The organism is Pseudomonas sp. LBUM1679 (genome assembly GCF_059695565.1).
Map to the genome: position 1 here is coordinate 5,842,347 of NZ_CP166774.1, position 17,086 is coordinate 5,859,432.

16 protein-coding genes are annotated in these 17,086 nt (G+C 61.1%); 8 read left to right on the plus strand and 8 right to left on the minus strand.

What is annotated here, in order from left to right; genetic code table 11:
* Nucleotides 1-168: 168 nt before the first annotated feature.
* A complete protein-coding gene (gene pyk / locus ACA062_RS26660) occupies nt 169-1,620 on the plus strand; it encodes a pyruvate kinase (protein ID WP_497453713.1) in 1,452 nt (483 codons plus the stop codon).
* A gap of 190 nt (nt 1,621-1,810) precedes the next feature.
* On the opposite strand, the gene ACA062_RS26665 is transcribed toward pyk, so the two are convergent.
* The 3 genes from ACA062_RS26665 to ACA062_RS26675 all read right to left on the minus strand — a co-directional run bounded on the left by ACA062_RS26665 (nt 1,811) and on the right by ACA062_RS26675 (nt 3,810).
* Nucleotides 1,811-2,560 carry an enoyl-CoA hydratase-related protein gene (locus ACA062_RS26665; protein ID WP_497453714.1) on the minus strand — a complete coding sequence of 250 codons (750 nt, stop codon included), beginning with the start codon at nt 2,558-2,560 and terminating at the stop codon, nt 1,811-1,813.
* Nucleotides 2,561-2,719: 159 nt separating this feature from the next.
* Nucleotides 2,720-3,655, minus strand: a complete 936-nt coding sequence (locus ACA062_RS26670; protein ID WP_497453715.1) for an iron-sulfur-binding ferredoxin reductase — start codon at nt 3,653-3,655, stop codon at nt 2,720-2,722.
* Nucleotides 3,655-3,810 carry a hypothetical protein gene (locus ACA062_RS26675; RefSeq protein ID WP_497457533.1) on the minus strand — a complete coding sequence of 52 codons (156 nt, stop codon included), beginning with the start codon at nt 3,808-3,810 and terminating at the stop codon, nt 3,655-3,657. Before ACA062_RS26675 ends, ACA062_RS26670 begins: the two co-directional genes overlap by 1 nt.
* A 444-nt stretch (nt 3,811-4,254) precedes the next feature.
* Between ACA062_RS26675 and ACA062_RS26680 the strand changes: the two genes are divergently transcribed.
* The 6 genes from ACA062_RS26680 (at nt 4,255) to ACA062_RS26705 (ending at nt 12,069) form a co-directional block, all read left to right on the plus strand.
* Nucleotides 4,255-5,778: a fumarate hydratase gene (locus ACA062_RS26680; protein WP_497453716.1), complete on the plus strand. Its 1,524-nt coding sequence runs from the start codon at nt 4,255-4,257 to the stop codon at nt 5,776-5,778.
* 320 nt (nt 5,779-6,098) lie between these two features.
* Nucleotides 6,099-7,865: a sensor histidine kinase gene (locus ACA062_RS26685; protein ID WP_497453717.1), complete on the plus strand. Its 1,767-nt coding sequence runs from the start codon at nt 6,099-6,101 to the stop codon at nt 7,863-7,865.
* Complete coding sequence (locus ACA062_RS26690) at nt 7,859-9,193, plus strand: sigma-54-dependent transcriptional regulator (RefSeq protein WP_497453718.1); 1,335 nt, start codon at nt 7,859-7,861, stop codon at nt 9,191-9,193. Before ACA062_RS26685 ends, ACA062_RS26690 begins: the two co-directional genes overlap by 7 nt.
* A 310-nt stretch (nt 9,194-9,503) precedes the next feature.
* Nucleotides 9,504-10,823 carry an MFS transporter gene (locus tag ACA062_RS26695; protein ID WP_497453719.1) on the plus strand — a complete coding sequence of 440 codons (1,320 nt, stop codon included), beginning with the start codon at nt 9,504-9,506 and terminating at the stop codon, nt 10,821-10,823.
* 108 nt (nt 10,824-10,931) lie between these two features.
* Complete coding sequence (locus ACA062_RS26700) at nt 10,932-11,126, plus strand: hypothetical protein (protein ID WP_497453720.1); 195 nt, start codon at nt 10,932-10,934, stop codon at nt 11,124-11,126.
* 313 nt (nt 11,127-11,439) lie between these two features.
* Nucleotides 11,440-12,069 (plus strand): flavin reductase family protein, encoded by a 630-nt coding sequence (locus ACA062_RS26705; protein ID WP_497453721.1) that lies wholly within the window; start codon nt 11,440-11,442, stop codon nt 12,067-12,069.
* On the opposite strand, the gene ACA062_RS26710 is transcribed toward ACA062_RS26705, so the two are convergent.
* Nucleotides 12,070-12,300 (minus strand): hypothetical protein, encoded by a 231-nt coding sequence (locus ACA062_RS26710; protein ID WP_497453722.1) that lies wholly within the window; start codon nt 12,298-12,300, stop codon nt 12,070-12,072.
* Between the two features lie 42 nt (nt 12,301-12,342).
* Nucleotides 12,343-12,696 (minus strand): putative quinol monooxygenase, encoded by a 354-nt coding sequence (locus ACA062_RS26715; protein ID WP_497453723.1) that lies wholly within the window; start codon nt 12,694-12,696, stop codon nt 12,343-12,345.
* Between the two features lie 334 nt (nt 12,697-13,030).
* Between ACA062_RS26715 and ACA062_RS26720 the strand changes: the two genes are divergently transcribed.
* The gene (locus tag ACA062_RS26720; protein WP_497453724.1) at nt 13,031-13,960 is read left to right on the plus strand and encodes an AraC family transcriptional regulator; all 930 of its coding nucleotides are present in this window, start codon (nt 13,031-13,033) and stop codon (nt 13,958-13,960) included.
* A gap of 131 nt (nt 13,961-14,091) precedes the next feature.
* On the opposite strand, the gene ACA062_RS26725 is transcribed toward ACA062_RS26720, so the two are convergent.
* Genes ACA062_RS26725 through ACA062_RS26735 form a run of 3 tightly spaced genes read right to left on the minus strand, consistent with a single transcriptional unit; the run spans nt 14,092 to nt 16,918 of the window.
* Nucleotides 14,092-15,147, minus strand: coding sequence for an ABC transporter ATP-binding protein (locus ACA062_RS26725; RefSeq protein ID WP_497453725.1), 1,056 nt, complete (start codon nt 15,145-15,147; stop codon nt 14,092-14,094).
* A gap of 17 nt (nt 15,148-15,164) precedes the next feature.
* A complete protein-coding gene (locus tag ACA062_RS26730; protein ID WP_128870019.1) occupies nt 15,165-16,013 on the minus strand; it encodes an ABC transporter permease in 849 nt (282 codons plus the stop codon).
* Nucleotides 16,010-16,918 (minus strand): ABC transporter permease, encoded by a 909-nt coding sequence (locus ACA062_RS26735; protein ID WP_497453726.1) that lies wholly within the window; start codon nt 16,916-16,918, stop codon nt 16,010-16,012. The genes ACA062_RS26730 and ACA062_RS26735 overlap by 4 nt, the downstream gene beginning before the upstream one ends.
* Nucleotides 16,919-17,086 lie beyond the last annotated feature (168 nt).

Sequence of the window (17,086 nt, forward strand, 5' to 3'; positions counted from 1 at the left end):
CTGTATCGACCCGTCGTCGGAAATCTTCAGGCTGCCCGTAACTAAAAGTATTCGTTTAAAGAAACAATCGATTAACAAAGTTCTTCAAAAAAAGTAGTGCACATGAACAATGACTACACCCCCAGAGCATAGTAGCCTCACTCAGCGCTTGAACTCAGGAGTCTTTGCATGTCCGTCCGTCGTACCAAAATCGTCGCTACCCTTGGCCCGGCCAGTAACTCGCCGGAAGTTCTCGAACAGCTGATTCTGGCTGGCCTGGACGTCGCCCGTCTGAACTTCTCCCACGGCACCCCCGACGAGCACAAGGCTCGCGCGAAGCTGGTGCGTGACCTGGCGGCCAAGCACGGTCGCTTCGTCGCCCTGCTGGGTGACCTGCAAGGCCCGAAAATCCGTATCGCCAAATTCGCCAACAAGAAGATCGAGCTGAAGATCGGTGATCAATTCACCTTCTCCACCAGCCATCCGTTGACCGAAGGCACTCAAACAATTGTCGGCATCGACTACCCGGACCTGGTCAAGGATTGCGGCGTGGGCGATGAGCTGCTGCTCGACGACGGCCGCGTGGTGATGCGCGTCGACACCGCCACGGCAACCGAATTGCACTGCACCGTGCTGATCGGTGGCCCGCTGTCGGACCACAAAGGCATCAACCGTCGCGGCGGTGGCCTGACTGCACCGGCCCTGACCGAAAAAGACAAGGCCGACATCAAGCTCGCCGCAGAAATGCAGGTCGACTACCTCGCCGTGTCCTTTCCGCGGGACGCCGCCGACATGGAATACGCCCGTCAACTGCGCGACGAAGCTGGCGGTACCGCCTGGCTGGTGGCGAAGATCGAACGCGCCGAAGCCGTGGCCAACGACGAAACGCTCGACGGCCTGATCCAGGCCTCCGACGCCGTCATGGTTGCCCGTGGTGACCTGGGTGTGGAAATCGGCGACGCCGAACTGGTGGGCATTCAGAAAAAGATCATTCTGCACGCACGTCGCCACAACAAGGCCGTGATCGTGGCGACCCAGATGATGGAGTCGATGATCCAGAACCCGATGCCGACCCGCGCCGAAGTGTCCGACGTGGCCAACGCCGTACTCGACTACACCGACGCCGTGATGCTCTCGGCCGAAAGTGCGGCCGGCCTGTACCCCCTGGAAGCAGTGCAAGCGATGGCGCGCATCTGTGTCGGCGCGGAAAAACACCCCACCGGCAAGACCTCCAGCCACCGAATCGGCAAAGAGTTCACTCGCTGCGACGAGAGCATTGCGCTGGCGACCATGTATACGGCCAACCACTTCCCAGGTGTAAAGGCGATCATTGCGTTGACCGAAAGTGGCTACACGCCGCTGATCATGTCGCGCATTCGCTCTTCGGTGCCGATCTACGCGTTCTCCCCGCACCGCGAAACCCAGGCCCGCGCGGCCATGTTCCGCGGCGTTTACACCGTACCGTTCGACCCGGCTTCGCTTGAGCCGCACGAAGTCAGCCAGAAGGCGATCGACGAACTGGTCAAGCGCGGCGTCGTCGAGAAAGGTGACTGGGTCATTCTGACCAAGGGCGACAGCTACCACACCACCGGCGGCACCAACGGGATGAAAATCCTGCACGTTGGTGATCCGCAGGTCTGAGTGATCGGCTGCTGAAAAACAAAAGCCCCGCCATGTGAATGGCGGGGCTTTTTGGTTTCTGATCCGGACGATGTATTGGCTGGACTGGCCTCTTCGCTGGCAAGCCAGCTCCTACATTGGCCGGAGTCGTTCACAGATCCCTTGTAGGAGCTGGCTTGCCAGCGAAGGGGCCGGACGGTTCAGCGCAGATTCAATGCCGGTTGATAAACCCCGACAACGCCGCAACCGCTTCCGGCGAACGCAGCCGCTGGGTGAACAAAGCGCCCTCTTCTTCTATCACTGTGCGCAATTGCTCGCGGTCCGGAGCCTTCATCAATTGCTTGCTGATCCGTACCGCCTCTGGTGGCAGGGTCTCAAAACGCAACGCCATCTCCCGCGCCTTGGCCAACGCCGCTTCGCCACTGCCCAGGGCTTCGGTCGCAATGCCCCATGCGGCCGCTTGCTCACCACTGAAACCTTCGCCCAGCAGCAACAATTGCGCCGCTTTGGCCTGGCCGAGCAAACGCGGCAGGATCAGGCTGGAACCGAATTCCGGGCATAACCCGAGATTGACGAACGGCATGCGCAATTTTGCATCCGCGCTGATATACACCAAATCGCAATGCAGCAGCATCGTCGTGCCAATGCCCACCGCAGCACCGGCCACGGCGGCAATCACCGGCTTGCGGCATTCGAGCAGGCTGAGCATGAAATGAAACACCGGGCTGTCGAGGCTGGTCGGCGGTTGCTGCAGGAAGTCGGCGATGTCGTTGCCGGCGGTGAAGCACTCGGCGGACCCGGTGATCAGCACTGCGTTGATTTCCGGGTCGGCATCGGCCTGTTCCAGCGCTTCGGCCAGGTGGCTGTACATGGCGCGGGTCAGGGCGTTTTTCTTGTCGGGGCGGTTCAGACGCAGGGTCAGCAGGCCGCGTTCGCGCTCAAGTTGGATGGCATTGGTCATGGTATGTCTCAGCGGTGCGGGCAGGCAAAGATCAATTGTGGGGAGCGAGCTTGCTCGCGCTTGAGTGCGCAGCGCTCACAAGCTTTTGGGGCCGCTGCGCAGCCCAGCGGGAGCAAGCTCCCTCGCCACAGAAACTTTCAAGCCAATTAGAGTCAGCGCTCAACCGCGAGGCAGAAAAACATCGGCCAGCAGTTGATTGCGCGGCAGTCCCGCCAGGTACAGGCGCCGGGCAAAGGCGTCGACACTGTCGGGGGCCCCGCAGAGTAAGGCCTGGGTTTGCCGGGAAACAAGCCGCAGTTGCGCCAAAGCCGCGGGCAACTCGGCCGGGGTCCACAGCTCGACGCTGAGGTTCGCACGATTGGCGGCTATGGCTTGCAGGGGTTTGGCCAGATAATGCTCATCGGCATCATGGGCCAGGTGAATGACACGGATCGCACCTTGGTGCTCCTGACGCAGCGCTTCACGCAAGACGCCAAACAACGGCCCCAGCCCGGTACCGGCGGCCACCAGCCACAACGGCCGGGTGTTCCAGTCCACGTCGTAATGCAAGGCCCCGCCGCGCAACTCGCCGAGACGGATCCCATCGCCAATCCTCAATTGGCGGGCCGCATCGCTGAACTCCCCAGGCTGGCGACAGTCGAGGTGAAACTCCAGGAAGCGGTCTTCTTCCGGCAGGCTGGCGAGGGAGTACGGCCGCGCGACGTTGCCCGCCCACAACACCAGATGCTGCCCGGCGCTGTAGCGCAAAGGACGTTCAGGGGTCAGGCGCAAACGCAACACACTGACGCTCAACCAATCGACGGCAGCCACTTGGGCCGGTCGCCCGTCCTGTTGCGGGTCGAAGGCGTGTACCTGCAAGTCTTCGACCACCTGACACTGGCACGCCAGGCGCCAGCCTTGCTGACGCTGGTCCGCGCTCAAGGCATCGGGCCGGCTATCGCTCGGCAGCCCTTGTACACACTGCACCAGGCAGGCATGACAGCTACCGGCGCGGCAGCTGTAGGGCACTGGCACACCGTTGCGATTCAAGGCATCGAGCAGGTTGCTACCGGCTGCAACAGACCATTGGCGCGCGCCAACCCGTAACTCAGGCATCAACGTTCTCCCATGCCGCCGCCGGCCGCGCTGGTCAACGGTTCATCGAAGTGGCCCGTGAAAAACGCCGGACGCAGCAGCAAAGCCAGGGCGCAGGTGCCGGCTGCGAGGGCAAAGCGTTTTAGCAAGAGGCGCTGGATAGCGTTATGGGGCAATCGTTGACTCACCATGCGAGGGGGGGGTGTCAGAGTGTCCTACTCTACAGACCGAATGCCACTTTAGTGGGACGACCGATAAATGACCATTCAATTTTCGGGGTGAAAAACCTACACCAAGCCATGCGCCCGTCCCCCCTGTAGGAGCTGGCTTGTCGGATCGCCGCACCGCAGCGAAAGCGGTGGGTCAGACGATAACTATGTCGTCTGATATGACGCCTTCGCTGGCAAGCCAGCTCCTACAGGGGATATGTGTGCGTACCTATGCGACCAACGTTTGACCGACCAAACGTGTGCAGGCCTGCGAGGCGCGGTATACTGCCGCGCCTTTTTAGCGTCGCGCCAGCTTGCCCGGCGTGCCTTGAAAGGTGCTTGCAACCGACCGATGCACCCAAGCTGCAAGCACCTTATTGAATGTTCCCGTCTTTTAGAGGAGCGCGACTCATGACCGTGATCAAGCAAGACGACCTGATACAGAGCGTTGCCGACGCCCTGCAGTTCATTTCCTATTACCACCCCGTTGACTTCATCCAGGCGATGCACGAAGCCTACCTGCGCGAAGAATCGCCAGCGGCCCGTGACTCCATGGCGCAAATCCTGATCAACTCGCGCATGTGTGCCACCGGCCACCGCCCGATCTGCCAGGACACCGGCATCGTCACCGTCTTCGTCCGCGTGGGCATGGACGTGCGTTGGGATGGCGCCACCATGGGCCTGGACGACATGATCAACGAAGGCGTGCGCCGGGCTTACAACCTGCCGGAAAACATCCTGCGTGCCTCGATCCTCGCCGACCCGGCGGGCGCTCGCAAGAACACCAAGGACAACACCCCGGCCGTTATCCACTACTCCATCGTTCCGGGTAATACCGTGGAAGTGGACGTGGCGGCCAAGGGCGGCGGCTCCGAGAACAAATCGAAAATGGCCATGCTCAACCCGTCCGACTCGATCGTCGACTGGGTGCTCAAAACTGTGCCGACCATGGGCGCCGGCTGGTGCCCACCGGGCATGCTCGGCATCGGCATCGGCGGCACCGCCGAGAAAGCCGCGGTGATGGCCAAGGAAGTGTTGATGGAATCCATCGACATTCACGAGCTGAAAAAGCGCGGCCCGTCCAATCGTATCGAAGAGATGCGCCTGGAGCTGTTCGAGAAGGTCAACCAACTGGGCATCGGCGCCCAGGGCCTGGGTGGCCTGACCACCGTGCTCGATGTGAAGATCATGGATTACCCGACCCACGCCGCCTCCTTGCCGGTGTGCATGATCCCCAACTGCGCCGCCACCCGTCACGCGCACTTCGTGCTCGACGGCTCCGGCCCGGCCTCGCTGGAAGCGCCACCGCTGGACGCCTACCCGGAAATCGTCTGGGAAGCCGGCCCGTCGGCCCGTCGCGTCAACCTCGACACCCTGACCCCGGAAGACGTGCAGAGCTGGAAGCCGGGCGAAACCGTCCTGCTCAACGGCAAGATGCTTACCGGTCGCGACGCTGCGCACAAGCGCATGGTCGAGATGCTGAACAAGGGTGAAACCCTGCCGGTCGACCTCAAGGGTCGCTTCATCTACTACGTCGGCCCGGTCGATCCGGTGCGCGAAGAAGTGGTGGGCCCTGCCGGCCCGACCACCGCGACGCGGATGGACAAGTTCACCCGTCAGATCCTCGAGCAAACCGGCCTGCTGGGCATGATCGGCAAATCCGAACGCGGCCCGACCGCGATCGAAGCGATCAAGGACCACAAAGCCGTGTACCTGATGGCTGTCGGCGGCGCGGCTTACCTGGTGGCGCAAGCCATCAAGAAATCCCGCGTGGTGGCTTTCGCCGAACTGGGCATGGAAGCGATCTACGAGTTCGACGTGAAAGACATGCCGGTCACCGTAGCGGTGGATAGCAAGGGTGAGTCGGTGCACATCACCGGTCCTGCCATCTGGCAGAAAAAGATCAGTGAAAGCCTGGCGGTAGAAGTGCAGTAAGCGCTTCGACTGAGCAAGCAAAGGCGACAGGGGAATTCTCCTGTCGCCTTTTTTATTGCCTACGGCATGCCCCTGTAGGAGCGAGCTTGCTCGCGAAGGACTAAAGAGCAACGCGTTCATCCAGCAAGAACGCATTATCGTTAACGTCCATCGCTAGCAAGCTTGCTCCTACAGGGGATGGGCTTCCTCGCGAAGGACCTGAGAGCAATGCGTTCATTCAGAAAGAACGCGTCATCATTAATGTCCATCTCGAGCAAGCACGCTCCTACAAGGGGACATGTTATGGTGCGCCCCCCTGCAATCATTGTGTTATGCCCCGCATGTTCGAGTCTTCCCGCCCCCTGCGCCTGACGCTGTACATCGTTGTTATTCTGGCTGGCGCAGCCCTCGCCGCCGCCCTGGCCATACGCCACGCCGAGCGTCAGGCCCTGGTGGAAGACGCTGCACTCGCCAATCAGCAATTGGGGTTGTACGCCACGTCACTGCACACCCTGATCGAACGTTACCGCGCCCTGCCCGCCGTGCTCGCCCTGGACCCGCAATTGCGTTCGGCACTCAAGGGCCCGTTGAGCCCCGGGCAACAGAATGCGCTGAACCTCAAGCTGGAAAAAATCAACGGCGCAGCCGAATCCTCGACCCTGGAACTGCTTGATCACACCGGCCTTGCCATCGCGGCCAGCAATTGGCGTTTGCCCAGCAGTTACGTCGGTCATAACTACGGTTTTCGCCCCTATTTCAGCCAGACCCGCACCCGGGGCACCGGGCGCTTTTATGCGGTGGGGGTGACCAGCGGGATTCCCGGTTACTTCCTGTCCAGTGCGGTCACCGATGACGATGGCCGGTTCCTCGGCGCGATGGTGGTCAAGCTCGAGTTTCCGGAGCTGGAACGCGAATGGCGCCAGGGCAGCGACACGCTGCTGGTCAGTGACGCACGCGGTATCATTTTCATCGCCAACCAGCCGGGCTGGCGTTATCGCCTGTTGCAACCGCTGAACGACAGCGATCACGCCGAACTTAAAGCCACCCGTCAATATGACAAGCAGCCCCTGACGCTGCTGGACTATCAATCCCTGCACCGTTTCGACGACGACAGTGATCTGACCCGGGTCGATGGCCCTGACGGCAAGGCCGAGTACCTGTGGGAATCCCTGCCGCTGGCCGCCGAAGGCTGGACGCTGCACCTGCTGCGCCGCCCGCAAGTGGCCTTAGAAGATGTGCGCAATGCGGCACTGGCCGCTGCCGGGTTGTGGCTGGCGCTGGTGTTCCTGCTGCTGTTCCTCAACCAGCGCTGGCGCCTGGCGAAAATGCGCCAGCGCAGCCGCGAAGAGCTCGAACAGCTGGTACAAGAGCGTACCCGCGACCTGCGCACGGCGCAGGACGGTCTGGTGCAATCGGCCAAACTCGCCGCCCTCGGCCAGATGTCTGCCGCGCTGGCGCATGAAATCAATCAGCCGCTGACCGCCCAGCGCATGCAGTTGGCTACGCTGAGGCTGCTGCTCGATCACGGCCGCATCGATGATGCCTACAAGGCACTCAAACCGGTGGATGACATGCTGACGCGCATGGCCGCCCTCACCGGTCATTTGAAAACCTTTGCCCGCAAAAGCCCCAGCGGTTTGCGCGAACGCCTGGACCTGGCGGCGGTGGTGGACCAATCGCTGCAACTGCTCGACCCCCGTCTGCGCGATGAACAGGTGAGCACGGTATTGCACCTGACGCGGCCGGCCTGGGTGCGGGGCGATGCGATCCGCCTGGAACAGGTGCTGATCAATCTGCTGCGCAACGCTCTCGATGCGATGCAGGATAAACCCTGCAAGCGCCTGGAAATCCGCCTCGAAGCCGACGAACAACTGTGGCGCCTGAGCGTGATCGACAACGGCACCGGCATCGCCGAGGAAAACCTGACGAAGGTGTTCGATCCGTTCTTCACCACCAAACCGGTGGGCGATGGCCTGGGCATCGGTCTGGCGGTATCCTTCGCCATCGTGCACGAATCGGGCGGACGCCTGAGCGCCGCTAATCACGCCAACGGCGCGGTGTTCACCCTCACCTTGCCGATCGATCCAGAGGCCAACGGCGCATGCTGAATTCAGTGATAGTGGTCGACGATGAAAGCAGCATCCGCGACGCCGTCGAACAATGGCTGAGCCTGTCGGGTTTCGAGGTGCAGCTGTTCAGCCGTGCCGATGAATGCCTGGCGCAGTTGCCGGAACATTTCCCCGGGGTGATCCTCAGCGACGTGCGCATGCCCGGCATGACCGGCCTGGAGCTGCTGGCGCAAGTGCAACGCCGCGATGCCGATCTGCCGGTGATCCTGCTGACCGGCCACGGCGATGTGCCGATGGCGGTCGAAGCGATGCGCGACGGCGCCTACGACTTCCTCGAAAAGCCCTTCAGCCCCGAAACCCTGCTGGGCAGCCTGCGTCGCGCGCTGGACAAGCGCTGGCTGGTCCTGGAAAACCGGGCCCTGCACGAGCAGGCGGACAATCGCGCCAAACTCGATAACACGCTGCTGGGCGTGTCCCGTGGCTTGCAGACCTTGCGCCGGCAAGTGCTGGACCTGGCGGCGCTGCCGGTCAACGTGGTGATCCGCGGTGAAACCGGCAGCGGCAAGGAGCTGGTTGCCCGTTGCCTGCATGATTTCGGACCACGCGCAGCCAAGCCGTTCGTGGCCTTGAACTGCGCGGCGATCCCCGAGCAGTTGTTCGAGGCCGAGCTGTTCGGTCACGAGAGCGGTGCATTTACCGGCGCTCAGGGCAAGCGCATCGGCAAGCTCGAATACGCCGATGGCGGCACGCTGTTTCTCGATGAAATCGAAAGCATGCCCCTGGCCCAGCAGGTGAAATTGCTGCGGGTGTTGCAGGAGCAGAAGCTCGAGCGGTTGGGTTCCAATCAGAGCATCCGCGTGGATTTGCGGATCATCGCCGCGACCAAACCCGACTTGCTGGACGAAGCGCGGGCCGGACGCTTTCGCGAGGATCTGGCCTACCGCTTGAACGTGGCCGAGTTGCGCTTGCCACCGTTGCGCGATCGTCGCGAAGACATTCCGCTGTTGTTCGAGTCGTTTGCGCACAATGCCGCCGAGCGTCTGGGGCGTACCTTCCCACCCTTGAGCGGGCCGCAGTTGAGCCATCTGCTGAGCCACGACTGGCCGGGCAATGTGCGTGAACTGGCGAACGTCGCCGAGCGTCAGGTGCTGGGACTGGACGAGCCGGATCCACCGGGCGTCGATCCCGGGCAGTCGCTGGCGGCGCAGCAGGAAGCGTTTGAAGCGCATTGCCTGCGCGGGGCATTGATCCGGCACAAAGGTGATGTGAAAGCGGTGCTCGAAGAACTGCAACTGCCGCGCCGTACCTTCAATGAAAAGATGCAACGGCATGGGCTGACGCGCGAGATGTTTTTGCCAGACAGTTGAGTTTTGTAGTGCCTGTACCGGCCCCTTCGCTGGCAAGCCAGCTCCTACAGGTGATCGAGTCGGTAGCTGGAACGCGATTAACTGTAGGAGCTGGCTTGCCAGCGAAGGGGCCGGTACAGGCAACACACCCACACCAGGCTAATAGGCAATTTTCCGCTCAAAGCTGACCTCTCATAAGCGGAAATCCGCTCATCAAATCCCGCAACCCCCTCTAAACCGGCCCTCTCCCGATTGGCACAGCTCCTGCTATAGCCCCTGCAGGCTGCGTTTAACCGCGCTCCACAACAACAATTAAACGAAGGATCCTTCAATGGATAACTCCAATACCCTGCCCCTTGGGTCGGCTGCCGCGCCAGCCAAAGCAAGAACCACCTCCAGCCGTATCAAGTCGATCTTCAGCGGCTCTGTCGGCAACATGGTCGAGTGGTATGACTGGTACGTCTACGCTGCCTTCTCCCTGTACTTCGCCAAGGCCTTTTTCCCCAAAGGCGACACCACCGCACAGCTTCTGAATACGGCGGCGATCTTCGCCGTGGGCTTCCTGATGCGTCCGATCGGCGGCTGGGTGATGGGCCTGTATGCCGACAAGGTCGGGCGCAAAAAGGCGTTGATGGCCTCGGTGTACCTGATGTGCTTCGGCTCCCTGCTGATCGCCTTGAGCCCGGGTTACGAAACCATCGGTATCGGCGCACCGATCCTGCTGGTGTTCGCGCGCTTGCTGCAAGGCCTGTCGGTCGGTGGCGAGTACGGCACCTCGGCCACGTACCTCAGCGAAATGGCAACCAGGGAACGTCGCGGCTTCTTCTCCAGCTTCCAGTATGTGACCCTGATCTCCGGTCAGCTCATCGCGCTGGGTGTGTTGATCGTGCTGCAAAATACCCTGACCACCGAAGAGCTGTACGCCTGGGGCTGGCGCATCCCGTTCGCCATCGGCGCGCTGTGTGCCGTGGTCGCGCTCTACCTGCGTCGTGGCATGGAAGAAACCGAGTCGTTCACCAAGAAAGAGAAGGCCAAGGAAAGCGCCATGCGCACCTTGATGCGCCATCCGAAGGAACTGATGACCGTGGTCGGCCTGACCATGGGCGGCACCCTGGCGTTCTACACCTACACCACCTACATGCAGAAATACCTGGTGAACACCGTCGGCATGAGCATCTCCGACTCCACCACCATTTCCGCCGCCACGCTGTTCCTGTTCATGTGCCTGCAACCGCTCGTTGGCGGGCTGTCGGATAAAATCGGGCGTCGGCCGATCCTGATTGCCTTCGGTATTCTCGGGACGCTGTTCACCGTGCCGATCCTCACCACCCTCCACACCATCACCACCTGGTGGGGCGCGTTCTTCCTGATCATGGCGGCGCTGATCATCGTCAGCGGCTATACCTCGATCAACGCGGTGGTCAAAGCCGAACTGTTCCCGACGGAAATCCGTGCGCTGGGCGTTGGTTTGCCGTACGCACTGACCGTGTCGATCTTCGGCGGTACTGCTGAATACATCGCGCTGTGGTTCAAGAGCATCGGCATGGAAACCGGCTACTACTGGTATGTCACTGCGTGCATTGCCGTGTCGTTGCTGGTGTATATCACCATGAAAGACACCCGCAAGCATTCACGGATCGAGACGGACTGACCCTTATATAAACAAACTGTCACACAAGGCGGAAGCCGGATTAATCAGCGGTTAATGCCCTCCATGGACCCTCCAGGTGTCTGATTTATAAGCACCTGGAGTCACCACATGAAAACCAAACTGTTCCTCTCGCTGATCCTTGCCGCTCTGGCAGCCAATACCTACGCTGCCGACGGCTACGACAAAACCGGCTCGGCCGCCTTCACCGCCCAGGCCCACACCCCTGCGCAACGCACCCAGTCGGACACTTATGCCGCTGACGATTCCGCTAAAGCCGGGGCCGCAGAAGCCAGCGACGGATAATGGATGGAAGGTTCAAAGCCCGGCTTCGGCCGGGCTTTGCTCTATCTGGAAGAACACAAAACCTCAGGATCAGCGCACTTCCCCGTAGGAGCGAGCTTGCTCGCGAAAAACCTGAGAACGCCGCGGGGTGTCAGGTTTCAAGCGTTATCGTTAACGACCATCGCGAGCAAGCTCGCTCCTACAGGGATCGAGACCATCGTCGGAACGACGCCCGGAGCAAGCTCGCTCCTACAGGGGATCGAGTCGACTGGAAATAACGCGCTCGTCCTTGCACTATGGCCCGATCCGCGAATTAGCCCCAGGAAACCTCTCCATGCCCGACGACATCCACTTCTACGAACCCGCCAATGGCCACGGCCTGCCCCACGATCCGTTCAATGCGATCGTCGGCCCGCGCCCCATCGGCTGGATTTCTTCACAGGATGCCAGCGGCCATTTGAACCTGGCGCCCTACAGTTTCTTCAACGCCTTCAACTACATTCCGCCGATCATTGGTTTTTCCAGCGTCGGGCGCAAAGACAGCCTGAACAACATCGAACAGACCGGCGAATTCGCCTGGAACCTGGCGACCCGGCCACTGGCCGAGCTGATGAACCAGAGCAGCGCCATGGTCGCGCCTGAGGTCAATGAATTCGAGCTGTCCGGGCTGACACCCGTTGCCTCGAAAATCATTCAGGTGCCACGAGTGGCGGAAAGTCCGGTGTCGTTCGAGTGCAAGGTCACCCAGATCATTCAGTTGCAGCGGGCCGACGGAAACGTGGTACCCAGCTGGCTGATCCTTGGCGAAGTGGTCGCCGTGCATATCGCCAAATGGTTGCTCAAGGACGGGGTGTACGACACCGCCGCGGCAGAACCGATTCTGCGCGGTGGCGGGCCAGCGGATTATTTCCAGCTGGGGCCTGAGGCATTGTTCAAGATGTTCCGCCCGGGGGCGGTCAAGTAATTACCAGATCAGGTCGCCGTCTTCGCCGACACCCTTGAGCCGGGTCAATTCCAGGGCGGCCGCTTCGTCCGCCTCTCTGGCGGTCTTGAACGTCTGGTCTTCCAGCAGTTTGTTGAAGCGCGGTGCACCGGATCCACCGATTTGTTTGGTGGCGATGGCCGCGTAGTAACCGCCCTCGCGGGGCACTACGGCCGATACGGCTTCGAAGGTTTCAAAGGCTTTGCGTGCCATGTCGCGGATCCTGGCTAATGGAGTATGGGCGCCATTAAACCTTCAACCGGCCAGTTTGTGTACCGGTGCTTGTGCGTGGCCCAGAGCCTGACCCGCCGAGACGTCCCTGAAGGTATGGAAATCCAGGCTGTTGACCACCAGCTCCTGCACCAGCTCGGCGAAGATCGCCATGGCCGGGCTGTTGAAATAGGCGGTCATGGCCTGTTGGTTGATCCAGAAACCGGACACCAGCCACAATTGCGGATCGCATTGCGAATGTTGCAAGGCAAAGCTCAAGCAACCCGGTGTGCTGCGCGACGGCTCGATCAATGCGCTCAGGCGTACACCGAGTTCTGCCGAACGCCCGGCGCGGGCGCGGACAAAGGCCATATGACTGACGGGGATCTGCGTAGACATGTTCAACCCTCCCAGGTAGTCGACCGCAGCCGTGGGACGGGCTGCGACAGGATCAAAGGTTAAGTGCGCCGGGGCCATTGCGGTTAGTCGATTCCTGCCGCCCTGTTGCACAATTCTGCGAGGCTTCAAAAAAAACCTGTAACAACCTGTAAATGCGTTCACACCCATGAAATACGGCTTTCAAGCAAGATTGCCTGGGGTTGCCCTGTTTTAGAGCCACCGCTAATTCACCCAGTGCAGAATCAGGCAAGCTTGAGGCAGGATGTGTCTACCGCTTCCTCTTGCACAAACTTAAGCTCGGCTCATTACCCACGTCCCACCGAGGATGCCTTGCATGTCGTCGCTCGATCACTTTCAAGCCCCGCTGGACGCCGATATGGAGAAACAGCGCGCGGAACTGGCCGCCATCATCCGCCGCAACACGCAGGACGATGGCAATTATGCCACTGCCATCGGTTCGCTGTTCATGGCCAAACACAGCAAGTCCCATGACTTTGCCCCGGTGCTGGCGCAACCGGCCCTGTGCATCATGGCGCAGGGGCGCAAAGAGGTCAGGCTGGCCGACGAATACTTCAATTACGATCCGCTGAATTACCTGGTGGTCTCGGTTTCGATGCCGCTGAGCGGGCGGGTGGTGAATGTCACGTCTGAAGAACCGATCCTTTCGGTGCGACTGGACATTGATCCGGCGGAAATCACCGCGCTGATCGCGGACGCTGGCCCCCTCGGCGTCCCTACCCGTCCGACGGGGCGTGGCTTGTACGTTGAACGGCTGGACGCTGCGATGCTCGACGCCGTACTGCGCCTGGCTCGCCTGCTGGACACACCAAAAGACATCGCCATGCTCGCGCCGCTGATTCGGCGGGAGATTCTCTATCGATTGTTGCGCAGCCAGCAGGGGCATCGGCTGTATGAAATTGCCATCGCCAACAGCCAGAGCCATCGCATCAGCCAGGCCATCAAATGGCTCAACGGCAACTATGAGCAGCCGTTGCGCATCGATGATCTGGCCAAGGAAGTGAACCTGAGCGTATCGACGCTGCATCATCGGTTCAAGGCCATGACGGCGATGAGTCCACTGCAGTATCAGAAGCAGTTGCGCTTGCAGGAGGCGCGGCGGTTGATGCTGGCCGAAGGGCTGGAAGCGTCGGCGGCGGGATATCGGGTAGGGTATGAAAGCCCGTCGCAATTCAGCCGGGAGTACAGCCGGTTGTTCGGCGCGCCGCCGCTGCGGGATTTGGCGCGGTTGCGGTTGTCGGTTTGATCCAGTTTTTGTTGTGTGGCTGATGGCCTCATCGCGGGCAAGCCCGCTCCCACAGGTTTTGTGTACAACGCGATTCCTGTGGGAGCGGGCTTGCCCGCGATGAGGCCAGCAAGGCCAATATCAAATCTGGATCAGGCGCTGAGCACCCGGCAAGCCTCGGCCGGCAAGGTCACCGACACCGGATTGCCAATGCTCAACCCAAACCCCTGACACGGCGTGCTCAATGCCGTAAAGGACACCCCGGAACACTCCACGGTGGTTTCAATCGTCGCACCGATATCACGCACGAACGTCACCTTGCCGAGCAAGCGATTACCCGCCGTTGCCTGGGGTTGCGACAGTTGCAGGTCTTCCGGGCGAATCAGCATCTTGATCTTCTCCCCGACCACGATACTGCTGCAGATCGGTACTTGCAGGGCATCGCCACCGGGCAAGCCCACCCTGCCATTGCCCAGCGCGGTGGCCGGGAAGATGTTGCCCGAGCCGATAAAGTCCGCGACGAACTCGTTGGCCGGATGACGGTAGATCTCGATCGGCGTCCCCACTTGCTGCACGCGATGTTCACCCAGCACAACGACGATATCCGCCATGGTCATGGCTTCACGCTGATCGTGGGTCACCATGATGGTGGTGATGTTCAGGCGCTGTTGCAGCTGGCGGATTTCCACCTGCATGGATTCGCGCAGTTTGGCATCCAATGCCGACAACGGTTCGTCGAGCAACAGGATTTTCGGGTGATTGGCAATCGCCCGGGCAATCGCCACGCGCTGGCGTTGACCGCCGGAGAGTTTGGCCACCGGGCGATCAATCATTTCCTGCAGTTGAATCAGCTCCAGCAACTCCACCACCCGCGCCTGCTGATCAGCCTTGCTGACGCCACGCAGTTTCAGTGGATAGGCGATGTTCTCCCCCACCGTCATATGCGGAAACAGCGCCAGCGACTGGAACACCATGCCGAAATTGCGCTGGTGCGCCGGGGTGTGGCCGATGTCTTCACCGTCCAGGCGAATCTCGCCGCCGCTCAGGGTTTCAAGCCCGGCGATCATGCGCAGCAAGGTGGTTTTGCCGCAGCCCGACGGGCCGAGAAAACACACCAGTTTGCCTTCCGGCAAATGCAGGTTTACATCCTTTACCGCGCAGGCCGAGCCGTAATGTTTCTCGACGTTTTCCAGAATCAGACCAGACATATGAATCACCTCAAGAATCAGAACGAAACGCCACCTTCACCGACCAGCTTCTCCAACGCCCAGATCAGGACGAAGTCGATTAGCACGATCAGCACGGCAAACGAGAAAACGGTAGGGTCGAGCGAAGACACGGTGCGGCTGTACATCCAGATCGGCACGGTCATGACGTCGATGGTGTAGAGGAAATAGGTCACGGTGAATTCGTTGAACGAGACGATGAACGCCAGCAGCATCCCCGCCAGGATCCCCGACTTCATCAACGGCACCACCACATCGACAATCGCCCGCAGCGGTGAGGCGCCGAGCATCTGCGCGGCCTCTTCGACTTCGCTGCCGATGGAGAGCATCGCGGCGGTGCAGTTCTTCACCACGAACGGCAACGCCAGAATCACGTGGGCAATCACCAGCCTCGAGGTGGTCATCTGGAACGGCAGGCTGTCGAACACCAGCAGCAACGCCAGCCCCAATACCACCATGGGGAATACCAGGGGCAAAGACATCAGCTGCAGCGCCACGGCCTTGCCACGGAACTCGCAACGGGTCAGGGCATAGGCGGCGGGCACCGCGACAATGGTGGCGAAGACCATGGTCAGGCAAGCGACCATCAGGCTGGTGGTCATGGCCTTGCCCAGGCTCAGCACATCGCTGGAGTCCGGCGAGACAAAGGTGTGCCAGGCGGCCTTGTACCATTGCAGGCTGTAGCTGCTCGGCGGGAAGTCGAGGTTCGACGCTCCGCTGAACGACATCACGATCATGGTCAGGATCGGCAACACCGCCAGCAACAGGATGAAGCCCGACAGGATGCCGGCAAACTTGCCGGTCTCGCCGGGCAGCAGCCCATAACGCTTCTTGGTCAGGGTACTCATTGGGAAGCCTCCAGCATGCGCCGACGACGGCCGGTGATGTATTCGGACAAGGTCATGATCGCGAGCGTGGTGACAATCAACACCACACCGGCAGCGGACGCGGCAGGCCAGTTCATCAGCGGGGCGATCTGGTCATGCACCATCACGGCCAGCATCGGCACGCGTCGGCCACCGAGCAGCAGCGGCACCACGAAACTGCTGGCGTTGTAGGCGAATACCAACGTCGCACCCGTGATGATCCCCGGCATGCTCATCGGCAGCACCACCTGACGAAACACCTGCAAGCGACTGGCGCCCAGGGTGGCGGCAGCTTCTTCGTAGGTACGGGCGACACCGCGCATGGCGCTGGCAATCGGCAGCACCGCCAGCGGGAAAGCCGTCTGCACCAGGCCCATCAGGACGCCGTTCTGGTTGTACAGCAGCATGATCGGGCGCTTGATCAGGCCCAGGCCCATCAGCGCCTGGTTGAGCATGCCGCCAGGACCCAGGATCACCAGCCAGCCATAGCTTTGCAGCAGCAGGTTGACCAGCAACGGCAACAGCACCGCCGCGAGGAAGATCCGTCGCACAAAGGGCGAGGTCAGCCGCGACATGGTGTAGGCCACCGGGATCGCCAGCACCACCGCGATCACCGCGCTGATCAGGGCCAGGCGCAGGGTCAGCAGCAAGGATTTCAGGTAATAGGGCTCCAGCAGCTGGGCGTAACTGGCCAGGCTGAACCCGGTCCATTCCGCGCCCTTGGTGCCTACGCTCATGCGCAACACCAGGAGGCTGGCGGCAATCAGCACGCCCAGAAACAGCATCGACGGCGAGAGGAAAAACCAGGCACGGGTCGTCGGCGAAACGCCCCGGTTGACGCGCGCGGAGGCCACGCTTACCGGGTGAGTCAGAGGTTGGTGTTCCATAGCAGTGGTCTCGTCAATGGAAAGCAGCTGGCAAACACAGCCCTCAAAACCACCGCTGACCCTGTGGGAGCGGGCTTGCCCGCGATAGCGATCTGTCAGTCACATCATTGTCGACAGGAAGGCCGTCATCGCGGGCAAGCCCGCTCCCACAGGGTTTTGCGGTGTTCG

Bases quoted from the DNA above. Each gene is read 5' to 3' on its own strand.
- pyk (WP_497453713.1), top strand. From the start codon at position 169: ATGTCCGTCCGTCGTACCAAAATCGTCGCTACCCTTGGCCCGGCCAGT.
- ACA062_RS26665 (WP_497453714.1), bottom strand. From the start codon at position 2,560: ATGACCAATGCCATCCAACTTGAGCGCGAACGCGGCCTGCTGACCCTG.
- ACA062_RS26670 (WP_497453715.1), bottom strand. From the start codon at position 3,655: ATGCCTGAGTTACGGGTTGGCGCGCGCCAATGGTCTGTTGCAGCCGGT.
- ACA062_RS26680 (WP_497453716.1), top strand. From the start codon at position 4,255: ATGACCGTGATCAAGCAAGACGACCTGATACAGAGCGTTGCCGACGCC.
- ACA062_RS26685 (WP_497453717.1), top strand. From the start codon at position 6,099: ATGTTCGAGTCTTCCCGCCCCCTGCGCCTGACGCTGTACATCGTTGTT.
- ACA062_RS26690 (WP_497453718.1), top strand. From the start codon at position 7,859: ATGCTGAATTCAGTGATAGTGGTCGACGATGAAAGCAGCATCCGCGAC.
- ACA062_RS26695 (WP_497453719.1), top strand. From the start codon at position 9,504: ATGGATAACTCCAATACCCTGCCCCTTGGGTCGGCTGCCGCGCCAGCC.
- ACA062_RS26700 (WP_497453720.1), top strand. From the start codon at position 10,932: ATGAAAACCAAACTGTTCCTCTCGCTGATCCTTGCCGCTCTGGCAGCC.
- ACA062_RS26705 (WP_497453721.1), top strand. From the start codon at position 11,440: ATGCCCGACGACATCCACTTCTACGAACCCGCCAATGGCCACGGCCTG.
- ACA062_RS26710 (WP_497453722.1), bottom strand. From the start codon at position 12,300: ATGGCACGCAAAGCCTTTGAAACCTTCGAAGCCGTATCGGCCGTAGTG.
- ACA062_RS26715 (WP_497453723.1), bottom strand. From the start codon at position 12,696: ATGTCTACGCAGATCCCCGTCAGTCATATGGCCTTTGTCCGCGCCCGC.
- ACA062_RS26720 (WP_497453724.1), top strand. From the start codon at position 13,031: ATGTCGTCGCTCGATCACTTTCAAGCCCCGCTGGACGCCGATATGGAG.
- ACA062_RS26725 (WP_497453725.1), bottom strand. From the start codon at position 15,147: ATGTCTGGTCTGATTCTGGAAAACGTCGAGAAACATTACGGCTCGGCC.
- ACA062_RS26730 (WP_128870019.1), bottom strand. From the start codon at position 16,013: ATGAGTACCCTGACCAAGAAGCGTTATGGGCTGCTGCCCGGCGAGACC.
- ACA062_RS26735 (WP_497453726.1), bottom strand. From the start codon at position 16,918: ATGGAACACCAACCTCTGACTCACCCGGTAAGCGTGGCCTCCGCGCGC.